This is a genomic window from Actinospineispora spinosispora DSM 44797 (genome assembly GCF_000429025.1).
GTDB classification, from domain to species: Bacteria; Actinomycetota; Actinomycetes; order Mycobacteriales; family Pseudonocardiaceae; genus Pseudonocardia; species Pseudonocardia spinosispora.
Window position 1 is genome coordinate 1 of record NZ_AUBB01000031.1, and the last position, 18,361, is coordinate 18,361.

Sequence of the window (18,361 nt, forward strand, 5' to 3'; positions counted from 1 at the left end):
CCGGTCGGATGGGCAGCCCGTGGGACGTCGCCGCCGCCGCCGTGTTCCTCGCCTCGGCCGAGGCGAGCTACATCAACGGGGTCTGCCTGCCCGTTGACGGCGGCGTCGAGCATGTCGCGGGCCTGGACCCAGAACTGGGGGTCGACGGGGTAGTCGTCGGTCAACGCCTCGGCGGCGGTGAGCAGCGCCAGCTCGGGCCGGGTACCGGCCAGCTGCCCGGTCGTCCACCGCCCGGCGCGAACCACCTTGCCCGGTTGCAGCGCCAGGATCGCCGACGTCGCGGGGTGGTTTGCGGGGATCACACTCTGGCAAGAGCGGAAGAAACAGCCCGAGCGGTTCCGTGTCCGCAGCGCGGAGTACGCCCCGGAAAGCCCTGATACGGCCGGCTGGATCAGCCGAAATTTCACCACCGAGGGCGCGTCCCGAATCGCTGACCCCGACCTCAGCATGTTGCTCCACAACTACACGAAGGGCCAAGCCGAGTTGGGGTTCGGACTGCCGTTCAACGCGCCGTGCAGCTTCGCATCAGCCACGATCATCACGCACTGCTAGCCGCACCCATCGGCCGAGAATCGGGATCAGGGCTAGTCATGGCCGGCGACCGTCAGCCCGCAGCGGCCATCGACACATGTGCGCCGCAGCCTCCCCTTCGAGATCGTCTGTGCCAGTCCGATCGCCCAGCAGGTCGGGCATCCCCTCAGCGCGAACAGACCCAAACCCGCGAGCGCCAGACCACCCACTACGCCGGCCGCACCGAACCACCAGCCGCCAGACCCGACCGCCACGGGTACGAACGCGACCGCCCCGATCAGTGCTCCGAAACCCACTACTCCGCGGGCCAGATGCCTCGGCACCGAACTGCTAGCGAAACTCTGCTCGTCCGCCACCGGCGTCGTTGTCTCACCGGTCATCATGATCTCCTTCAGGTGAGTCGGATTCGCCCGCCAACGCGGCGCGAACCGCCGCTCGAGCACGATGCAGCCGCGACTTCATCGCCGCCGTACTCAGGCCGAGCACGTCGGCGACCATCGGCCCGGAATACCCCTGCACATCCCGCATGATCAACACTCGCCGCTGATCAGCGGGCAAAGCCACGATCGCCGCCACCACCGACTCGACCTCCAACCTGCGCAGCACGTGGTCCTCTACCGACCCCGCGATCAGGCCGTCCACCGGTTCGCGGTGACGCAGCATCAACCGCGCCCGACGCAGACACTCATGACGCACGATCCGGAACATCCACGACCCCAGCGCACCGGACGCCCGCAACATCCCGATCTTCCGATACAGGATGATCAGCGCTTCCTGCGCCGCGTCCTCCGCATCCTGGGGTGAGGAACACAGCGAACGGGCGAACCGGTGCACATGCGGATGCGAACCCGACACCAATGCCGCGATCGACTCGACATCACCACACCGCGCGGCCTCGACCAGACGCTCATCAGGCCACAGCGACTCAACCACGCGAACGACCCCGCCTACGCAGCACAGCGACACTGCACATACACAGCAGCACAGCCGCGACGACAGCAATGACGATGATCATGGTGGTGCTCACGAGAACCTCCGGGCAGCTGTGGTCTTCTGTACCGAGTCGCCCTCGACACATCAGACAGGAGATCCACCGGAGACAGAAGGATTCGGCACTCCACCGCCGAATCGCCGAGCGGCCGTTCAGATTCCTGGCCACCGATTGCGCCGTTCGGCCGTGACGTTACCGCCGCGGACGACGATGTCGACCCGAGCTGCCCGCGAATCGCGTGTCGGAAGCGAGCGCCGCGACTCCGACAGCGGAGGGCTCCACCACGAGGCCCAAGGAGTCGTACAGCCGCCTGCCGCCGGTGAGTATCGCGTCATCGTCGACAGCGAGAACCTCATCCGGTGTGCGCAAGCACCCTGATCGATTCCACGGGGCTAACGGTAGTGCTGGAAATAGTCGTTCGTAAAATTGCCGGACGAGTCGGTGCAGCGCCACGTCTCCCGGTTTCCATCAGTGCCGATCAAGGATTTTCCCAATCCTTTATGGAGGCATACGTCCTCCTCCGTGCCGCCCTCAGGTGACCTACCGTCACCATATGGCCGGTGATCATCGTGCGCCGACGGTGTGTCGTACGCGGTTTCCGGATGCCACCGCTCCTCTTCACTTTGCGTGAATGTGTATACGCGGTCATATCCCCTGACGCAGTAGTGCTGCGTATCATGCTGCCCGGTTTGCCCCTGTACGCGCTCTTGTGCCCCACGCTGATCGCACGGCGAGCCGGGTGCCTCAGCAAGCGCGGTGCCGGTCACCGTGGTACCGATCCCGACCACAAGCGAAGCCAGGACGACAGCATGCCGAATACCCATGAACGATGACCCCTTGTGTCGACTTCGGACCGTGGCGTGGATCAGGTTTGAGCACACCGATCGGTCCGCGACTACACCACGCGAATGGCTAAGGTGTCGCTAAAAGTCAGTAATGAAGCCGGTCACGGGTCGGGGAGGCCGCATCGGCTTCACGGCCCGCCGCCAGTACCCGGGTCTCCACACCGCCCAGGCGCGGTGGCCGCAACGCCGACATCCACCGCCCCACCTCACCGACAAATGCAAGCGGAAGCTGTAAATCACCGCGCCTTGCCGATCACCTAGAAACTAGGTGTCTAGGTGATCGAGTGTTAGGGTGGTCGCTATCGAGGGAATAACGCCCTGAGGATTGGCGGGATAAAAGTAGATGGCGCGGGATGCAGCCAGCAGAGAGGGTGATCACAGGATCGGACGTGCTCGGATCGCCGACCGAATCGTCGACGACCTACGTGAGCGTATCCTCAGCGGCACCCTTCCACACGGTTCGCGACTGCCGGCGGAACGAGAATTGGCTGAACAATACGGCGTGAGCGGCGCAACCATCCGCGAAGCCGTCCGTGTACTGGCAGCAGTGGGGCTGGTGAGTGTCCGTCACGGTATCGGATCCTTCGTGACCGCCAATTCTGACACGATGATCGGAATGTCCATCGCCGCAGTGGTTCGGCTGCACAACATCGGTGCGACCGAGGTACTCGGTGTGCTCGCGGCGCTGAACCGATATGCAGCCCAACTCGCCGCTCACGCGGCGACCGACGCCGAGATCGCCTCACTGCGCGAGATCGTCGAGAAGCTAGCCGTGGCTGACACCATCGACCGCACCAACCAAATGCTCAAGGCTTTCATGCGGCGTCTGTCTGAGATCTCTCACAACGCGCTGCTCATCGGCTTGTGCCGCTACATGATCGACGTGCAGATCGAGTTGATCGGCGAGATAGCCTCTGGCCACGAGTCAGAGTGGCGGCGAGTCGTACGCGGGCTGCACCCGGACCGTCTCGCGGTCATCGAGGCTCTCGAGAGCCGTTCCAGCGACCGGGTGGCCAAAGCGGTCGACGCGCTCGGCGCACACACAGCCGGCCTGGTCATGTCGACCCCGTGGGCCGAGAAGATGCAGCTCTCTGATCCCGGCTACGCGCACCTGCTCGCCAGCCTGCTCACCACCAATCCCAGCTCGGCCATTGGCTGACGGTCGGCGACCACCCATGGTCTCTCGGTCAGGCGACCAGGCCCGAACTCCTCGCCGAACGGTGATCAGAGTTGTCGACAGAAGACGAAACGGAGGGATCGAGAATGCGGTTGATCAACGCCAACGGCCAGTTCCGATCGAGCTATAGAATAATCGCGCTCGGTGTCGGCTTGATAGCTGTCATCACTATTACGGTCTTCGCCAGCGAGGGCCGTTTCAGCAGCCTATTTGGAACCCAACCGGCCGCGATACCTGATCTCGTCGGCCAGCAGCAGGAGACGGCGCGAATGAATCTGATGAACGCCGGCTGGGGAGCTCCATCGCTCAAGGCGGAGGCCGTCGCCGATCCGACCAAGATCGGCGTGGTTACCCGCACGGATCCACCTGCTGGTCAGCTGGCGGACAAGAACAAGTCGATCATCATATTCATCGGAAAACCTCCCTCCTCAACATAAAATAGCATCCCGGACACCGGCGTCCCGTACCAGAAAGGCGCTCAAATCTGTGTGGCGCCGGACTAGACATGATATTCGCTTGACAGAAGACATGGCACAACCTGACATCTCTTCTCAGGAAACATCGCAAGAGCGCTGGCCTCCGTGCGCGGAATCCGCCATGATGCACCGCACGGGGCGCGAGGCCCGACCCGCAACGATAACGCATATGATGTCGATTCCGTCGATCTGCCGAGTTCGACATCAAAGCCCCGCGACGCGGAGGACTCCATGGTTCTCAGCCAAGCCCCTAGCACGGCGAATATCAGGAATTCCTCAGAAATGTTCCGTTCCGCTCCCTCAGCTGCATCCCGGACCGAAAGGAAATCCAGATGAACCGACACCGAGTACTCACCTACATCGCCGCCACGACCACCGCCGTCTGCACCGCAGGGGCGTTCAGTGCCACCGCCTGGGCCAGTACCCCTTCCGCGGACGCCGGCCGCGCCGCGGCCAAGACCGTCACCGCCAAACAGTGCCACGCGGACAAGGGCAAGGTCATCAAGACCGGCAAGACGTTCACCTGCAAGGGAGGCACGTCCGACAGGAAGTCGGTGAGCGGCTGACCTTCAGACTCAGCGGTTCCAACTGAACCGGAGGGTGAGTCTGCCAACCGACCTCGAGGTCAGAACTGGTCGCTGTCCTCGCCAGGATCTGCGGTGAACCCGACGGTCTCGATTCCGAACACCGCGCAGGACTCGTCGTTGGCGGGATTATCACCGCTGACACCGATCGCCGCCACGACATCACCCCAACGGTTCCGGACCAGAACCCCGCCCGGGATCGGCGCCATCTGACCATCGGCGATGCTGGCGAGCGCGGCGTAGAAGGCAGGCGCGCCGGCCGCGTCTTCGGCCAGCGCGCGACTGCCGACGCCCATGCCGAGTGCTCCCCAGGCCTTCGCCTGCGCGATCTTCGGACGCAGGATTCCACAGCCGTCCTGCCGCTTGAGCACCAGCAGGTGTCCACCCTGGTCAAGCACCGCCACCGTCAGCGGAGCGCAGTCGAGGGTGCGTCCGTGGCCGAGAACCGCGTCCACCATCGCTGAAGCCTGGTCCAGCGACAGCATGTGCCCGGCCTCGGCTCGACCGCTCGACAGGTTCACGATGCCCACCGGATTCGATGGCCTGGACACCTGCAGTCGGGGGCGGATCGGCTCGCTGGGCTGCGAGATATCCGACGTCGTCTGGTACATGTGACTCTCCCTCACGTAGGCCGCGATCGGACCGGCTGCCCGCTACGTCTGGTGAACATGCGCCTCTTTTCCTCCCACGCCGTCTGATCGGGGCCTCAGTGGCCTCGGATTCACCATCAGCACACTAGGTCACCTAGAGACCTGATGTCTAATTCGTGCACTCTGGACTCAGGTTGGGGCTCTCGAAATACGACCGTTCGCTCGGCATGATGTCGAGGACATGAATCCGACCGCGTCCCGCGCACCCCGCGACAGCTCAGCTACACCCAGGCGTCGCGGGCCCCTCGGCGTCATCGTGGGGATGTTCGTCGGTGCCGGGATCATGCTGCTGGCCGCGACGACGAACGCCACCAGCGGCATCGCGGCGTCCGACGCGCAACGCACTCCGCCGCCGGGGGCCCCCGGCACCTGCCTGAGCTGGCGCCACGCCGATATGGCCGACGCCACGGGCGTCGACTGCGCCAGCCCGCATCTGTTCGAACTGGCAGACACCGTGCGGTTGGCCGACTTCCCGGCAGGCTCGCCGTTGCCGGACGGACCGAAGCTGGGCCAGCTGGTCAACGAGCGCTGTACACCGCTGGTCGACAACTACCTCGGCGGCAGATACGACCCCGATGGCGCGTTCCGGGCGAGTGCGCTCACACCGACGCGGACCGGATGGGCCGGTGGCGACCGCTCGCTGCGCTGTGGCCTGCAACGCTTCTCTCGTTCCGGCGCACTGAACCCGATCGTCGGCGCCGTGGCCGGCCAGGACCAATCCGACATCCACGCGCCCGGCATCTGCCTCGGCATCGACGCAGCGCATGTCGGCGACCCGGTGGGTTGCGCCGTCCCACACGCCATCGAATCCGTCGGCTGGGTCGACCTCGGCAAGCGGTTCACCGGGGCGTACCCCTCGATCGACGATCAGGACAAATACCTACAGCCACAGTGCGCCGAGCTCGCGGGCGACTACGCGGGTGATCGCAACGTCATCACGGCGAAGGGCCTGTTCGTGCTGTGGAACAACCTGACCAAGGAGTCCTGGACCGCAGGCAGCCGCAAGGTGGCCTGCAACCTCGCCGCACCACTACCCGACAGGAGCGGCTTCGCGCCCATCGTCGGCAGCGTCAGGGGCCCCGTCCAGATAGGTGGCCAACCCGGCTCACCGACCAATCCGGGCGCGACCGGCCCCGGCGGCCCGTCCGTCGAGTCTCAACCCCCACTGCCAGCGTCCCCTCCGCGCTGAAGCTGAACCAGTTCGGGACCAAAGGTCAGAGACTCTGATATCACGACAGATACCTTTAAACCAGTCGTACGTGCAGGATAAGAGTCTCTCCAGCCCGTCTTCACAGGTTGTCTTCCCGCGGTGACGGTGATCGGGTCGAAGCCATCTGGCACGACGCGCGATCAGGGAAGAGAACCTCCGATGGATACGGTATTTCGGATACGGCGCGCCCCCGTTCTGTTCGCGGCGATCCTGATCGCACTGGGCGCGGTAGCTGTGGGCTGTGCATCCCGGCCGAGCACAGCATCCACCGAGGCGGCCACCGCCGGCATTCCGGTGCTGCATCCCACGGTCGTCGCCACCCTGGACCACGACACCCAGGCGTGGACCGAAGGCCTGGAGATCGCCGACGGCGTGCTCTACGAAAGCACCGGGCTGACCGGCCGGTCCGAACTACGCAAGCTCGATCCGAACACCGGCGCGGTGTTGCACCGGACCCCGCTGCCCACCAATCTCTACGGCGAAGGCATCACCGTGCTCGGCGACCGGATCTGGCAGCTCACCTATCGCAACGAGGTCGCGCTGCGATGGACCGGCGACGCGGTCAACTCCCCGGTGCCCTACCCGGGCGAAGGCTGGGGGCTGTGTCACACCGACACCGGTCGGCTCATCGCCAGCGACGGGACCGACCGGCTACGGCTGCTGTCTCCGGACGACCTCGCACAGGTAGGCAGCATCGCCGTCACCATCCACGGGCGCGCACTATCCGGTTTCAACGAACTGGACTGCGGCGGCGGCAACACCGTGCTGGCCAACATCTACCCCACCGGCTGGCTCGCCCAGATCAGCCTGCCGGACGGTAAGGTCACCGCTCTGGTCGACGCCACCCGGCTGCTGCCACCCGACCTGCCCCGGAGCACCGACGTCCTCAACGGAATCGCCGCCATCCCGGGCACCGACCAGTTCCTCCTAACCGGAAAACTCTGGCCACACATGTACCGGGTCAGATTCGCCCAGGGATAACACTCCCGCCGAGGCGGAACACTATGAGAATCGACTACAGATTCGAGCTAGTGCGGGAATTGGCCGAGGCCAAAAGCAGGTAAGAGGTTGCGGCTGCGATGAAGTGCTTCACCGGGACGTGGTGTTTGAAGTACCGGCCGTGGGTGTAGAAGCTTGAGGGAAGGAGCAGAACAGAGCGATTCTTGTTCGACCTGGCGACGTTGTGCGCCCAGTCCGGAGTGTCCACCGACGCGGTTCGACATGTTCTGTTCAGCCCAGCACGCGAGACAGATCAGTAGGCAAGCACCTCCTCGGTGCGCCCGACCAACTGGTCAGGCCAGGTGCCGATCCCGGCCCGCGCGGCATTCCACACCGCGTAGCGGCGAGGCAGGCAACGCGCGCACGGTCGATATCCGGCGGCGATCGCAGTGGCCTCGTCGGCGAAGAACACACGATGGCGCGCGTACTTAGCTTTCGCCAGCCAGCGCAGCGCACTGGAGCAATCGAGCCGCCCGTATCCGCGCAGGCGCCGATGTCCGCCCAGCGTGCCCGGCGTCGCACTGTCGAACGCGACACCGTCCGGGCCGATCAGAGTGAAGCTGCTCGCGCCGTTCGAAGTGTTCATCGCACCGTGGTCACTGCCTTCCATGGTCGGGGAGCCGTCACCTGTGTCCGATGGCCGATGAAGGCCCACCCGATTCTCCTTGCTCCGTGCGACCACCGTACGCAGCTTCTTCGGCCGGTTCAGACAGGTTTCGGACGTGACGTTGCCCCCGCCAACGGAGACCACCGATGGATCGCCGGCACGTGACGTCGTTTTCTCGCCAGCTCAGGGAGCGGTCGGCGGTCATCCTGAGCCCATGCATGAGGATGTCGAGCGTTGTGTCCGCGCGCTGCGGGCGAAGGACGCCCGATTCGACGGGTGGTTCTTCATCGCGGTGATCACCACTCGGATCTACTGCCGGCCCAGCTGCCCGGTGGCGCCCGCGAAGCCGGAGAACATGCGCTTTTACCCGAGCGCCGCGGCGGCGCAGGGGGCTGGGTTCCGGGCCTGCAAGCGCTGCCGGCCGGATGCCAGCCCCGGCTCGCCGTTGTGGAACGAGCGAGCCGATCTGGTGGCCAGAACGATGCGGTTGATCGCCGACGGCGTGGTGGACCGCGATGGGGTGACCGGGCTGGCCCGGCGACTGGGCTACAGCCCCCGCCAGATCCAACGGCAGGTACATGCGGAACTGGGTGCCGGCCCGTTGGCATTGGCCAGGGCACAGCGCGCGCAGACCGCTCGGGTGCTGATCGAGACGACCGCCGTCCCGATGAGTGACGTGGCGTTCGCCGCCGGTTTCGCCAGCGTGCGCACCTTCAACGACACCGTCCAGGAGGTGTTCCAGCTCACCCCTAGCCAGCTGCGGGCCCGCGCGGCCCGTGGCCTGCCCGCGGCGGGCGCCGGCACGGTGGAGCTGCGACTGCCGTTTCGAGCGCCGCTGTGCCCGGACAACCTGGTCGGACACCTGGCCGCTACGGCTGTACCTGGTATCGAGGAGTGGCGCGACGGCGCCTACCGGCGCACGCTGCGGCTGCCACATGGGCACGGAGTGGTGGCGTTGCGCCCGCTTCCCGACTACATCGCCTGTCGTCTACGGCTCACCGACCTCCGCGACCTGGCCACGGCGATCAGCCGGTGCCGCTGGCTGCTGGATCTGGATGCCGACCCCGAGGCGGTGGACCTACAGCTGCGCGCCGACCCGATACTCGCCCCGGAAATCGCCAAGAACCCTGGTCGTAGGGTGCTGCGCACAGTGGACGGCGCGGAGTTCGCGGTCCGGGCGATGCTTGGCGGGCAGGGGTCCGAGGCGGTGGCGCGTAGGGTGACCGCCCGACTGGTCACCGCGCATGGCGAACCGGTCGAGGACCCGGACGGCGGGCTAACCCATCTGTTCCCCGATACCGCGACGCTGGCCTCGCTGGACCCGCGACAACTCGCCGTGCCAGGCAACCGGCGGGCCGGCGTGACCGCACTGATCGGTGCACTGACCACCGGATCACTCGACCTCGGCGTGGGTAGCGACTGGCACGCCGCGCGCACCGCGCTGGCCGAGCAGCCCGGCGTCGACCCGTGGATCATCGAGACCATCGCGATGCGCTCGTTGGGCGACCCGGACGCGTTCAACCTGACCGACCTGGACATCAAACGTGCCGTCGCCGTACTGGGGTTGCCCAGTGGCCGCAGCTTGGTCGAACACGCACGGACCTGGCAGCCATGGCGCGCATACGCGGTGCAGTACCTCTGGGCGGCCCGAGAACAGGACATCAACCGGCTACCGGCCTGACCCCCGATGGCACCGCGCCGGAGATCGACGACCTGACACCGAGGAGACAGTCATGCCACACCGCGTGCATACAGTGGTGGACAGCCCCGTCGGGCCGCTCACTCTGGTCGCGACCGACGGCGTCCTTTCCGGGCTGTACATGGATCGGCAGCGGCACCTGCCTGCGGCAGAGGCCTTCGGCGAGCCGAACCCGACGCCATTCGCGGCACCGCGCGATCAACTGACCGAATACTTCGACGGCCGGCGCACTGAATTCGACCTGCCGCTCGCAGTGGCCGGTACCCAGTTCCAGCTCACCGTGTGGGCAGGCCTGCGGGAGATCGGATACGGCGAGACCATGAGTTACGCCGAGCTCGCCGATCGGATCGGTCGGCCCGGCGCCAGCCGGGCAGTGGGGTTGGCCAACGGCAAGAATCCGATCGGCATCATCATCCCGTGTCACCGGGTGATCGGTTCCAGTGGCAGTCTCACCGGATACGGCGGCGGCGTGGCCCGCAAGCAACACCTGCTCGATTTCGAGCGCGGGGCGGATATGTTCACCACAACCCGGCCACCGCTCGGTTATGACATAGGTTTGCCCCGGACAGGTCCGATGGAGTTCGGCGCCTTCGCCGAATCAACACCACCGAACATCGCCTGACCGAGGAGGAAGGCATTCACGACCGGCAGAATGGTGGCATCCGGATTCTCTACCAGCCAGCCGGCGGCGAGCTCGTGGGTCACGAAGAAATGGATTCGGCTACAGAAACTGGCACGCAACGACGTCGGGTTGTCCGGGGCGACGAGGGACATCATGGCGGTGGCCGGCTCGAGAGTGGTGATCCGGTCCGGTTGCACGGTGAGCCGGATCGGGGTTCCGGTGACCTTGCACGGCGAGACGACCTGGGCGCGGCGGCCGAGAAGGACGGGAAAGAACAGGGTGTCCCAGGCGCACCAGGTGAACAACTGATTCCCATCGATCTCGACGCGGTGCGGGGTGGGGATCAGCGTGATGCCGTGACCGACGATCATCCCGGCGCGGTTGTACTCGGTGTCGCCCAGTCTGTCCAGCTCGTCCGCGACCTCCTCGACAGACCTCACGGTCGCCGCCGCGAGATCGTCGACGGTGACCGGCCTTCCCGCGACGAGCAATGTCAGCAGCGGACGCCATACCCACGAATCACAGGTGCGACCGATGCTGCTGTCCAGTTCTCGGGCATACCGCCCTCATCCCGCACAGCAGGACAGCGCCGCGACGTCGGTGGTGTAGGCCAGCGCGGCGAGCTTGAGCCCCTCGGCCATGGTCAAGTACGGAACCCACGCGTGCGCGAGCTGCCCGACGGTCAGTCCGAGTCCGATGGCGTACCCGGCGGCAGCGATGACCTCGCCCGCACCCTCGGCGAGGACATGAGCACCCAGCAACCGGCCGGTTTCGGCCTCGGCGACGAGCTTGACCAGACCCCGAGTGTTCCGGTCGACCAGCGCTCTCGGTAGGTGAGACAGCGGCACGATACGACAGTCAGGAACCAGTCCCTCGGCGACGGCCTGCTCGGCGGTCATGCCGACCGAGGCGATGGCAGGCGTGGTGAAGATGACCTTCGGTAGCGCGGTGTAGTCCGGCGTCCATCGACCGCCGAGCAGCGCATTCTCGACGGCGGTCGTTCCCTGGGCGGCGGCGACATAGACGAATTGCGGACCGCCGGTCACGTCACCGGCCGCCCACACGCGAGGGTTCGCGGTCCGCAACTCTTCGTCCACGATCACCTCGCCTCTGCCACCGGTCGCCACGCCGATCGCGGCCAGATTCAACTCGTCGGTGACCGGCCCTCGACCGGTGGCGACCAGCACTTGCTCGCTGCGCAGCTCGAATTCGCCCTCTCCGCTACGAATACTCAACACCCGGCACTGATCGGCCCGATGCTGATCGGCACAGCGCACCCGCAGCAGCTCCGCACCGACGTGCACGGCGATGCCCTCATCCGCGAGAACCTCGGCGACCGCGGCGGAGATCTCCGGCTCCTCGTCCGGCGCGAGTCGGGACTGCGCCTCCACCACCGTCACCCGGGTACCGAGGTGGGCAAACAGCTGAGCCGTCTCCAAGCCGACGGCGTTGCCACCGACCACGCTCATCGACGCAGGCAGGCGATCGAGCTCCAGCGCGGTCGCCGAGGTCAGATACCCCGCTCGATCCAGGCCCGGTACCTGCGGCACCGATGGCCTCGCCCCGGTGGCGATCAGGTAGTGCTCCGCCTCGATCCGGGTGCTCTCCCCGTCCGCGCCGATGACGTCCAGCGCTGGACCTTCGTCGAACCGGCCGGTTCCGGTGACGATCCGCCAGCCGTAGTGGGCGACCAGATCGGCGTACTTCTCCGTGCGCAGTGCCTCGACCAGCCCGTGGGTGCCGTCGCGCAGCGCACGGAAGTCCACAGGCGCCACCGTCGGTGCCATCCCGGGAAACCGACCCGCTGTGTAGGCCGCCCGGCGCGCCTCGGCGGCGGCCAGCAGCGCTTTGGATGGCACACACCCCACGTTCACACAGGTCCCGCCCACCGTGGACCGCTCGACCATCACCACCGACAGCCCCTCCCGACGAGCCGCGATGGCCCCGGCGAACGCCGCCGCGCCGGAACCGATGATCGCGAGGTCGTGAGTGGGCGACTGGTCTCGGCTGGTCCGCATCAGCCGACCGTAAACACTCCCCTAAGGGGGAGAGTCAAGTACCGTCATCCGATGCGGATCGGCGACCTCAGCACTCGTGCCGGGCTGACCGTCAAGACCATCCGGTTCTACGAACGGATCAGGTTGCTCCCCGAACCACCGCGCACCTCAGGCGGCTACCGCGACTACCCGCCTGAGGCGCTGGCGCGGCTCACGTTCATCCGCCGGGCCAAGGCCACCGGGCTCACCTTGGCGGAGATCCGTGACATCCTGGCCATCCGAGACGGTGGTCAACCACCCTGCCGGCACGTCAGCGATCTCATCGACCGGCGTCTGGCCGACATCGAGGAGCGCATCAGTGAGCTGCGCAGCACCCGGGATGCGCTGCATCTACTACGACGACGAGCGTCGACCATCAGCCCCGCAGAGTGCGGCACCGAGGACATCTGCCGCATCCTGGTCACCGATCATTCCGTCGTCGAACATTGTGATCGACGCCGGGTCGAGAGGGTCGATGAGCAGTACCCATAGCCAAGACTAGGACGTCTCCCAGTGTTGGCGGAGTAGATCGTTGAACTCTGCCGCTCGTTCCTCGGGAAAGAGCAGGGCCGCGCCCTCGAACTCTACGCTGCGCTGTACTCCGGGAATGGTGTCAGCGAGCCATGCCGCCCACCGCTTGTCGAAGAAGATGTCAGCGGTTCCCCAGACCACCAGGGTGGAGACGCGGAGTTTTTCGAGTTCGGGTTTGATTCGCACGGTCTGTGCTGAGTCGAAGGCGAGGATGAACCGTTCCAGGTCCGCGAGCGTTTCGGGCCGCGCCAGCAGCGGATCGAGATAGGCGTGGACCGCATCGTCACCAACCTTTTCGGGGTGCTCGAATGCGGGCCCGAAGCCGTTGACGGAGCGGAAGACGTCGGGGTCGTCCGCGAGAGCGCGCAGCGTCGTGGCAAGGCCGCCGTCGGCGACCATCTGCACAAAACCGGCGAAGGGCTCCGGCGGCCAGTTGTCGTGGACATCGCCATCGGTCAGGGTCAGCGTCCGCAGACGGGACGGGTACGTGACCGCGAAGAGCTGGGCGATACCCGTTCCGCTGTCATTGGCGACCAGGTCCACCTGCTCGATCCCGAGCGCATCGATGAACTCGACGAGCATCCGGGCCAAACCCTGGAAGGACAGATCAGCGCCCTCGGCCGCGCGCGAGTGCCCGTGCCCGAGCAGATCCACCGCGATACATCGGCGCTCGGTGGACAGCTCCGCCAGCTGGTGTTTCCACACATCGGCGTTCAAGATCACGCCGTGGACGAAAAGAGCCACCGGACCATCGCCCTGCGCGGCGTAGGCAATTTTACCCGATGGAGTGTCCAAAAATTGTCGAGATAGCGTACCCATGATTCTCCTTCGCTTCTTCGAGTCGTCGAATCTTGATGAGTCGAGTTTCGCACCCCGGTCATCAAATCATCACCACAGGCGGCGCGCTGGCAGGATTCCGACGCCATCCTCACCGAATGTCTAGAAGGCACGTCTGATCGGCGACTCGACTTTCTGAAAGTATCCGTTTATCCGGTATCCCGGTTTCGGCTCACCATCGATCGAGCATTCCGCGCCGATCGACTGCCTCGTTACCCCGCAACCAGGCAGAACTCATTGCCTTCAGGGTCGGCCAAGGTCGTCCAGCGGAACCCACCTTCCTCCCGATCGGCGATCGACCGCGCGCCAAGCGCCACCACCCGCTCGACCTCGGCCCCGAGATCGGGGACGGACAGATCGACGTGGACCCGGTTCTTCGGCCCTTTCGCCTCGGGCACCTGCACGAACGACCACCCCGGACCGATCTCGGACCCGATCGAGGCGAACTCGGGACTCGCTCCCTCGTCAACCTTCCGTTCCAGCACGTCCGCCCAGAACCGGGCCAGCGTGGCGGCATCGGCACAATCGATCGTGACCGAGGACAATGTGACGCTCACCGTGAACTCCCTCATCCGGCTCGTGTGAAGGTCTGGCTCGCCCGCCGTGGCCTCTTCCAGGACCAGGTCGAACGACCCGACACCAGCCACTGTCGACCTTCCCGTACGGGGAGAGTCCAGAACTCTCCGCTCTTGCGCCCGATCCGTGGGCGTGGCCCGCTGTCGAGTGGTGTTCTCCCGGGCAAGGTAGGCGACAAATGGCCCTCTCGGTTCTGGTCGAAATGGCGCTGGTGCGTGCCAGGTGGCCGCCGGACCCTGGCGGCATGATGAGCCGGTACGACGAGACGACAGCTCTACAGGCGTCGAACGGCTGGCGCGTTCGTCCGATTGAGCGTGCTGATTTCGATCAGTGGCTGCCGCTGTGGGACGGCTACAACGCGTTCTACGGTCGGTCGGGCGCCACCGCGCTGCCCACCGATGTCACCCGGATGACGTGGGCACGATTCTTGGACGCCTACGAACCGGTACATGCCCTCGTGGCAGAGTCGGGCAGGGAGCTCATCGGCCTCGCACACTACCTGTTCCACCGAAACACGATCTCCCTCATGCCTGACTGCTACCTGCAGGATCTGTTCACCATCGCCCCGGCCAGAGGCCGGGGGGTGGGCCTCGGGTTGATCACCGCGGTCAACGAACGAGCGCGGACCCTCGGCGCGGCACGCGTGTACTGGCACACCCAGGCGACCAACGAGACGGCGCGCCGGCTGTATGACAAGGTCGCGGAGCTGCCCGGGTTCGTCCTCTACCGCCAACCCCTGCCATGACATGCTCGGCAGGGGGTCGCGTGACGAGATCGCCTCATGCGGCTACTTGTACGAATCATAGGCAACGCTCAGTGCCGACTGAAGATCGCCTGGCGACCTTGCGGAGAATTGAACATGGCGGCGAAATCGTGGCCGATTCCGGGAACGATCACCAGTGCATGCCGGACACTCGCCGGGTAGATGGTCCTGATGTAGGATTAGTAGTTGATGCCGCGCTCCAGCCGACTCTCTCCCTGAACCTTCGCCATGCACGAGTCATCGATGAAATGATCCTGATAGAGGTCGCGGTCGCCCAGCAGGTACGTCACATCGCGGCTGATGTACTGATCGGCTAGCCGCGGGCCACTGAGCGCACCCATATAGCCGTTCAGTTTATGCACACCGTACTTGTAGTCATCGTACTGTGGACACGCGGCAGGCAGGCCGATATCGACTGGACGGGCAGGCGTGAAATAGAGATACGATGACGGATTCGCCGAAACGGCCCGGAACCCGACACCCTTCGACTGTGCGAGAGCGCGTCCGCTCGCAGTGTAGCGCTGAACGAGCTGGCTACCGGCCGAGTGTCCGACTAGAGTGATGCTGGTCAAGCGTGGGAAACGATCGCGGCAAAAGAGCTGGTTCCATCGAGACTGACAGAATCTCCTCCATCTTTCCACGAGTTGACTCCACTGTTGGTCCAGAACGCATCGCCCGCGACCGGATGGTCATCGACGATCTGGGAATGGGGGCGATGACGACGGTTCGCTGATCAGCTCCGACGGCCGCGGCGGAATCGGCTACCGAGGCGAAGTAGTTCTGCGCGTTCCGCAGGATGCCGTGTACGACAACGACTGCCTGACTCACCGAGTCCGCACCCTCGAGTGAGTGCGTGTGGTAGTACGGAAAGTGCACGCCTGACCGCAACGTGAGCCGAGCTGAACAATCCTCCGCAGATGGCTTGTCAGGCAGGACGCAAGCTTCTCCACCCGCGCTCGGCGCCAGGGCGCAACCAACCAGCATCGCGGCCGTTGCAACAATCGCAACGGCCATGGCAATGGGGGTGAACCGCAAGGACATTCGTCGATGCTACGCCGCGTCGATATCTTGATCGCTGGTTCGATGCGGCACGAACTAATCCGGTTATTCGTTATGGTCCGCCCACCATGCCGTAGCTGACATAACAGCCCGGATCGGCCTCGACGTAGAGTGCCCCCACCGAAGGCAGCGACCCCTGCACGCTCACACCAGGTGTGCGGATAAATATATCGTGGGGTGTCCCAAACAAGGTGAACACGTCCCCCACGCGTTGCAAGGTAAGCAACTTACCGGTCCTCTCCGAGGAGCCGTTATTGGGTTTACAGTACGCCTTCTCCCACGCGGCGGGATTCTCGCTCCCCGCGCCACACCAGTCGGCACCTGCGCGGGTCACATAGCTGGTATAGCCGCAGTCGTTGTACCGGAGCTTATAAGGGAAGCCCGTTCTCGCTGGGCAGGGCGTATGCGAAAGAGTTCGCCATCGTCGGTGTATCGGCGGCCCAGAAAACCGCGCCGGTCACCACAATCAGCAGTACGATCAACCAGATGGACCGCCGGGACAGCACGGGTGCATCCCATCTCGCGGACCCACGCGGAATAGGACACATAGGGCGAATGCTTTGTTCAGAGAACGCGAGTGAAAGAAGAGGTAATCGATGCCGACGCTTGGATTCCCACCACACACGCTCGACGAACTGGGAACCCCATCTGGATCGCCGGGTTGGCATTCGAGGACCCGAACCATGCCGTGCATGTGGTCCGAGACCTCGATCCGGCCGACGCGCTGACGTTGCTGGTCCCCACACCGCGGTCGATTCAGCCGTGTGACCTGCCCTCGGGCAAACCGGACGAGTGGACCTCCCTGCCGGCCGCGGCGCTCGGCTTCGACTCTGCCGACGGTGCGACGCTGCTGGCCGGACGCATCGGCGCCTGGACGTTCGTCTACGACGATTTGGCGTTCACCGCGGACCGAGAGTTCACGGCGAAGCTGTCCGCCGACGGGCGCACGGCGGCAACAGGGCATCAGTCCATCACCGGGGACACCGGCCTCTGCTACGCCGTCGACGGGACGCGGCTGGCCTGGCGAGATAGCCTGGACAGGGACCTGGACCTGCCGGGCATGCCGGGCAGGTCTACGCGCGGCGTTCGAAGCGGCCGGGATAGTGGAACAGGGTCACCTCGCCGATGGTGAGCCCGACTACGGAATCTATCTGCGAGTGGTCTGCGCCCTCGCTGGCCTGTGCTGCACTCTCGAAGACCTGCGTCGAATCCCGCTGCTGGCCACCCCATTCCGCTGAACTGATGACGTGAGCAGCCGGATCGGGCGGGGCACCCTCAGCGCTCGGCCGCGCTGATCGCGGGGTGCTCGTCGTGGGCGTGCCAACCGAGCTCCGCCGCCGCGCGCGTGGTGTCGTAGAAGCCTGCGTTACCCGGCAACGGACAACGAAGCGGGACCTCGGGGTGGAAACGGCGGGCCAGCTCCGAGGACGGGATCTCGCACGTGGTTCGCGCGGCCACGATGTTGTACACGGCGTGGCCCGGATCGGGCCGCCGCAGTGCACGCAGCACGGCGGCGGCCGCAGCATCGAACGAAGTCCAACCCCACAGGTCACGCAGGCGCTTTTCCGGTCCCGTGTCGGGTGGGTGGACGGCGTCCGTGATGTCCTCCCGTAGGGCATGCAGCCGCAACGCGGCGAACACCGCCTCGGGCCTGCGGCGGGCGAACGCCGCCGACTGCTGTTCACCAACCCACTTGGACAGGCTGTACGCGTCCTCGCAGTAGGACGGATGGACCTCGTCCAGCGGAAAATAGTCGTAGTGCGGGCGGGCGCTGTAGAAACCACCGATGGCGTTCACGCTGGACGCGGTACACACCGCCGCGACGCCCCGCTCCTCAGCGGCCAACAGCACGTTGTACGTCACGCCCACATTCGTCCGATGGACCTCGGGCTCTTCGGCCGCCCTCGGACTGGTCAGCCCGGCCAGGTGCACGACCGCCGCCGCCCCGGCCAGCAGCCGGCGGGCATCCTCGAGGACCGTCAGGTCCGCGCCGAGCCAGATCGCCCCGGCCTCGTCGTCGGCGGTGGCCGTCACCGACGGCAGATCCGTCGCGACCACCTCGTGCCCAGCCAGCAGGGCCCTGGCCACCACCCGTCTCCCGAGACTCCCGGCCGCGCCGGTCACCACTACCCGCACATCCAGCTCCACATGGCGAGTCGGTCGAGGAA

Annotated in this window: 20 protein-coding genes and 1 pseudogene; 11 read left to right on the top strand and 10 right to left on the bottom strand. The window is 65.6% G+C overall.

Annotated elements, in window-relative coordinates; genetic code table 11:
- The first annotated feature begins 8 nt into the window (after positions 1-8).
- Positions 9-377 (top strand): SDR family oxidoreductase, encoded by a 369-nt coding sequence (locus G406_RS59715; protein ID WP_425414594.1) that lies wholly within the window; start codon positions 9-11, stop codon positions 375-377.
- Positions 378-584: 207 nt separating this feature from the next.
- Here G406_RS59715 and G406_RS0115290 read toward each other — a convergent pair whose 3' ends face one another.
- On the bottom strand, positions 585-911 hold the full coding sequence (locus tag G406_RS0115290) for a hypothetical protein (RefSeq protein ID WP_037076788.1): 327 nt from the start codon (positions 909-911) through the stop codon (positions 585-587).
- On the bottom strand, positions 901-1,464 hold the full coding sequence (locus G406_RS0115295; protein ID WP_028934529.1) for an RNA polymerase sigma factor: 564 nt from the start codon (positions 1,462-1,464) through the stop codon (positions 901-903). The genes G406_RS0115290 and G406_RS0115295 overlap by 11 nt, the downstream gene beginning before the upstream one ends.
- A 1,246-nt stretch (positions 1,465-2,710) precedes the next feature.
- Between G406_RS0115295 and G406_RS0115305 the strand changes: the two genes are divergently transcribed.
- The 3 genes from G406_RS0115305 to G406_RS0115315 all read left to right on the top strand — a co-directional run bounded on the left by G406_RS0115305 (position 2,711) and on the right by G406_RS0115315 (position 4,586).
- On the top strand, positions 2,711-3,526 hold the full coding sequence (locus G406_RS0115305; RefSeq protein WP_084216092.1) for a FadR/GntR family transcriptional regulator: 816 nt from the start codon (positions 2,711-2,713) through the stop codon (positions 3,524-3,526).
- Between the two features lie 104 nt (positions 3,527-3,630).
- Positions 3,631-3,981 carry a PASTA domain-containing protein gene (locus G406_RS0115310; protein WP_028934531.1) on the top strand — a complete coding sequence of 117 codons (351 nt, stop codon included), beginning with the start codon at positions 3,631-3,633 and terminating at the stop codon, positions 3,979-3,981.
- Between the two features lie 371 nt (positions 3,982-4,352).
- Positions 4,353-4,586 carry a hypothetical protein gene (locus G406_RS0115315; RefSeq protein WP_028934532.1) on the top strand — a complete coding sequence of 78 codons (234 nt, stop codon included), beginning with the start codon at positions 4,353-4,355 and terminating at the stop codon, positions 4,584-4,586.
- Between the two features lie 59 nt (positions 4,587-4,645).
- Here the strand turns inward: G406_RS0115315 and G406_RS0115320 are convergent, their stop codons facing one another.
- Positions 4,646-5,215 (bottom strand): GlcG/HbpS family heme-binding protein, encoded by a 570-nt coding sequence (locus G406_RS0115320; protein ID WP_211241163.1) that lies wholly within the window; start codon positions 5,213-5,215, stop codon positions 4,646-4,648.
- A 220-nt stretch (positions 5,216-5,435) separates the two neighbouring features.
- Between G406_RS0115320 and G406_RS47080 the strand changes: the two genes are divergently transcribed.
- Positions 5,436-6,443 carry a septum formation family protein gene (locus G406_RS47080; RefSeq protein WP_084216093.1) on the top strand — a complete coding sequence of 336 codons (1,008 nt, stop codon included), beginning with the start codon at positions 5,436-5,438 and terminating at the stop codon, positions 6,441-6,443.
- Positions 6,444-6,623: 180 nt separating this feature from the next.
- Positions 6,624-7,445 (top strand): glutaminyl-peptide cyclotransferase, encoded by an 822-nt coding sequence (locus G406_RS0115330; RefSeq protein ID WP_084216094.1) that lies wholly within the window; start codon positions 6,624-6,626, stop codon positions 7,443-7,445.
- Positions 7,446-7,716: 271 nt separating this feature from the next.
- Here G406_RS0115330 and G406_RS47085 read toward each other — a convergent pair whose 3' ends face one another.
- Entirely contained in the window at positions 7,717-8,049 is a 333-nt protein-coding gene (locus tag G406_RS47085) for an Ada metal-binding domain-containing protein (protein WP_051342175.1), read from the bottom strand.
- A 235-nt stretch (positions 8,050-8,284) separates the two neighbouring features.
- Here G406_RS47085 and G406_RS0115340 point away from each other — a divergent pair, with 235 nt between their 5' ends.
- Positions 8,285-9,751: a DNA-3-methyladenine glycosylase 2 family protein gene (locus G406_RS0115340; protein WP_028934535.1), complete on the top strand. Its 1,467-nt coding sequence runs from the start codon at positions 8,285-8,287 to the stop codon at positions 9,749-9,751.
- A gap of 52 nt (positions 9,752-9,803) precedes the next feature.
- Positions 9,804-10,277: pseudogene (locus G406_RS55670) on the top strand (methylated-DNA--[protein]-cysteine S-methyltransferase); the annotation flags it as partial.
- 35 nt (positions 10,278-10,312) lie between these two features.
- Here the strand turns inward: G406_RS55670 and merB are convergent.
- Both merB and merA read right to left on the bottom strand, forming a co-directional pair.
- A complete protein-coding gene (merB, locus tag G406_RS47090; RefSeq protein WP_084216096.1) occupies positions 10,313-10,939 on the bottom strand; it encodes an organomercurial lyase MerB in 627 nt (208 codons plus the stop codon).
- A gap of 18 nt (positions 10,940-10,957) precedes the next feature.
- On the bottom strand, positions 10,958-12,409 hold the full coding sequence (merA, locus tag G406_RS0115355; protein WP_028934537.1) for a mercury(II) reductase: 1,452 nt from the start codon (positions 12,407-12,409) through the stop codon (positions 10,958-10,960).
- A 51-nt stretch (positions 12,410-12,460) separates the two neighbouring features.
- Here merA and G406_RS47095 point away from each other — a divergent pair, with 51 nt between their 5' ends.
- Positions 12,461-12,919, top strand: a complete 459-nt coding sequence (locus G406_RS47095; RefSeq protein WP_064742929.1) for a heavy metal-responsive transcriptional regulator — start codon at positions 12,461-12,463, stop codon at positions 12,917-12,919.
- 6 nt (positions 12,920-12,925) lie between these two features.
- On the opposite strand, the gene G406_RS0115365 is transcribed toward G406_RS47095, so the two are convergent.
- A complete protein-coding gene (locus G406_RS0115365) occupies positions 12,926-13,777 on the bottom strand; it encodes an alpha/beta fold hydrolase (RefSeq protein WP_028934538.1) in 852 nt (283 codons plus the stop codon).
- Positions 13,778-14,007: 230 nt separating this feature from the next.
- Positions 14,008-14,352, bottom strand: coding sequence for a VOC family protein (locus G406_RS0115370; RefSeq protein WP_028934539.1), 345 nt, complete (start codon positions 14,350-14,352; stop codon positions 14,008-14,010).
- A 197-nt stretch (positions 14,353-14,549) separates the two neighbouring features.
- Here G406_RS0115370 and G406_RS58855 point away from each other — a divergent pair, with 197 nt between their 5' ends.
- On the top strand, positions 14,550-15,116 hold the full coding sequence (locus G406_RS58855) for a GNAT family N-acetyltransferase (RefSeq protein WP_245607123.1): 567 nt from the start codon (positions 14,550-14,552) through the stop codon (positions 15,114-15,116).
- A gap of 197 nt (positions 15,117-15,313) precedes the next feature.
- On the opposite strand, the gene G406_RS56825 is transcribed toward G406_RS58855, so the two are convergent.
- Positions 15,314-15,706 (bottom strand): hypothetical protein, encoded by a 393-nt coding sequence (locus tag G406_RS56825; RefSeq protein WP_156934892.1) that lies wholly within the window; start codon positions 15,704-15,706, stop codon positions 15,314-15,316.
- A 1,175-nt stretch (positions 15,707-16,881) separates the two neighbouring features.
- Between G406_RS56825 and G406_RS47105 the strand changes: the two genes are divergently transcribed.
- Entirely contained in the window at positions 16,882-17,325 is a 444-nt protein-coding gene (locus tag G406_RS47105) for a hypothetical protein (RefSeq protein ID WP_211241164.1), read from the top strand.
- A gap of 143 nt (positions 17,326-17,468) precedes the next feature.
- On the opposite strand, the gene G406_RS0115390 is transcribed toward G406_RS47105, so the two are convergent.
- Positions 17,469-18,329, bottom strand: coding sequence for an NAD-dependent epimerase/dehydratase family protein (locus G406_RS0115390; RefSeq protein WP_169736702.1), 861 nt, complete (start codon positions 18,327-18,329; stop codon positions 17,469-17,471).
- Positions 18,330-18,361 lie beyond the last annotated feature (32 nt).

Bases quoted from the DNA above. Each gene is read 5' to 3' on its own strand.
- G406_RS0115305 (WP_084216092.1), top strand. From the start codon at position 2,711: ATGGCGCGGGATGCAGCCAGCAGAGAGGGTGATCACAGGATCGGACGT.
- G406_RS0115340 (WP_028934535.1), top strand. From the start codon at position 8,285: ATGCATGAGGATGTCGAGCGTTGTGTCCGCGCGCTGCGGGCGAAGGAC.
- G406_RS47085 (WP_051342175.1), bottom strand. From the start codon at position 8,049: ATGAACACTTCGAACGGCGCGAGCAGCTTCACTCTGATCGGCCCGGAC.
- G406_RS0115290 (WP_037076788.1), bottom strand. From the start codon at position 911: ATGACCGGTGAGACAACGACGCCGGTGGCGGACGAGCAGAGTTTCGCT.
- G406_RS59715 (WP_425414594.1), top strand. From the start codon at position 9: ATGGGCAGCCCGTGGGACGTCGCCGCCGCCGCCGTGTTCCTCGCCTCG.
- G406_RS0115330 (WP_084216094.1), top strand. From the start codon at position 6,624: ATGGATACGGTATTTCGGATACGGCGCGCCCCCGTTCTGTTCGCGGCG.
- G406_RS0115315 (WP_028934532.1), top strand. From the start codon at position 4,353: ATGAACCGACACCGAGTACTCACCTACATCGCCGCCACGACCACCGCC.
- G406_RS0115365 (WP_028934538.1), bottom strand. From the start codon at position 13,777: ATGGGTACGCTATCTCGACAATTTTTGGACACTCCATCGGGTAAAATT.
- G406_RS0115320 (WP_211241163.1), bottom strand. From the start codon at position 5,215: ATGTACCAGACGACGTCGGATATCTCGCAGCCCAGCGAGCCGATCCGC.
- G406_RS0115310 (WP_028934531.1), top strand. From the start codon at position 3,631: ATGCGGTTGATCAACGCCAACGGCCAGTTCCGATCGAGCTATAGAATA.
- G406_RS47080 (WP_084216093.1), top strand. From the start codon at position 5,436: ATGAATCCGACCGCGTCCCGCGCACCCCGCGACAGCTCAGCTACACCC.
- merA (WP_028934537.1), bottom strand. From the start codon at position 12,409: ATGCGGACCAGCCGAGACCAGTCGCCCACTCACGACCTCGCGATCATC.
- G406_RS58855 (WP_245607123.1), top strand. From the start codon at position 14,550: ATGGCCCTCTCGGTTCTGGTCGAAATGGCGCTGGTGCGTGCCAGGTGG.
- G406_RS47095 (WP_064742929.1), top strand. From the start codon at position 12,461: ATGCGGATCGGCGACCTCAGCACTCGTGCCGGGCTGACCGTCAAGACC.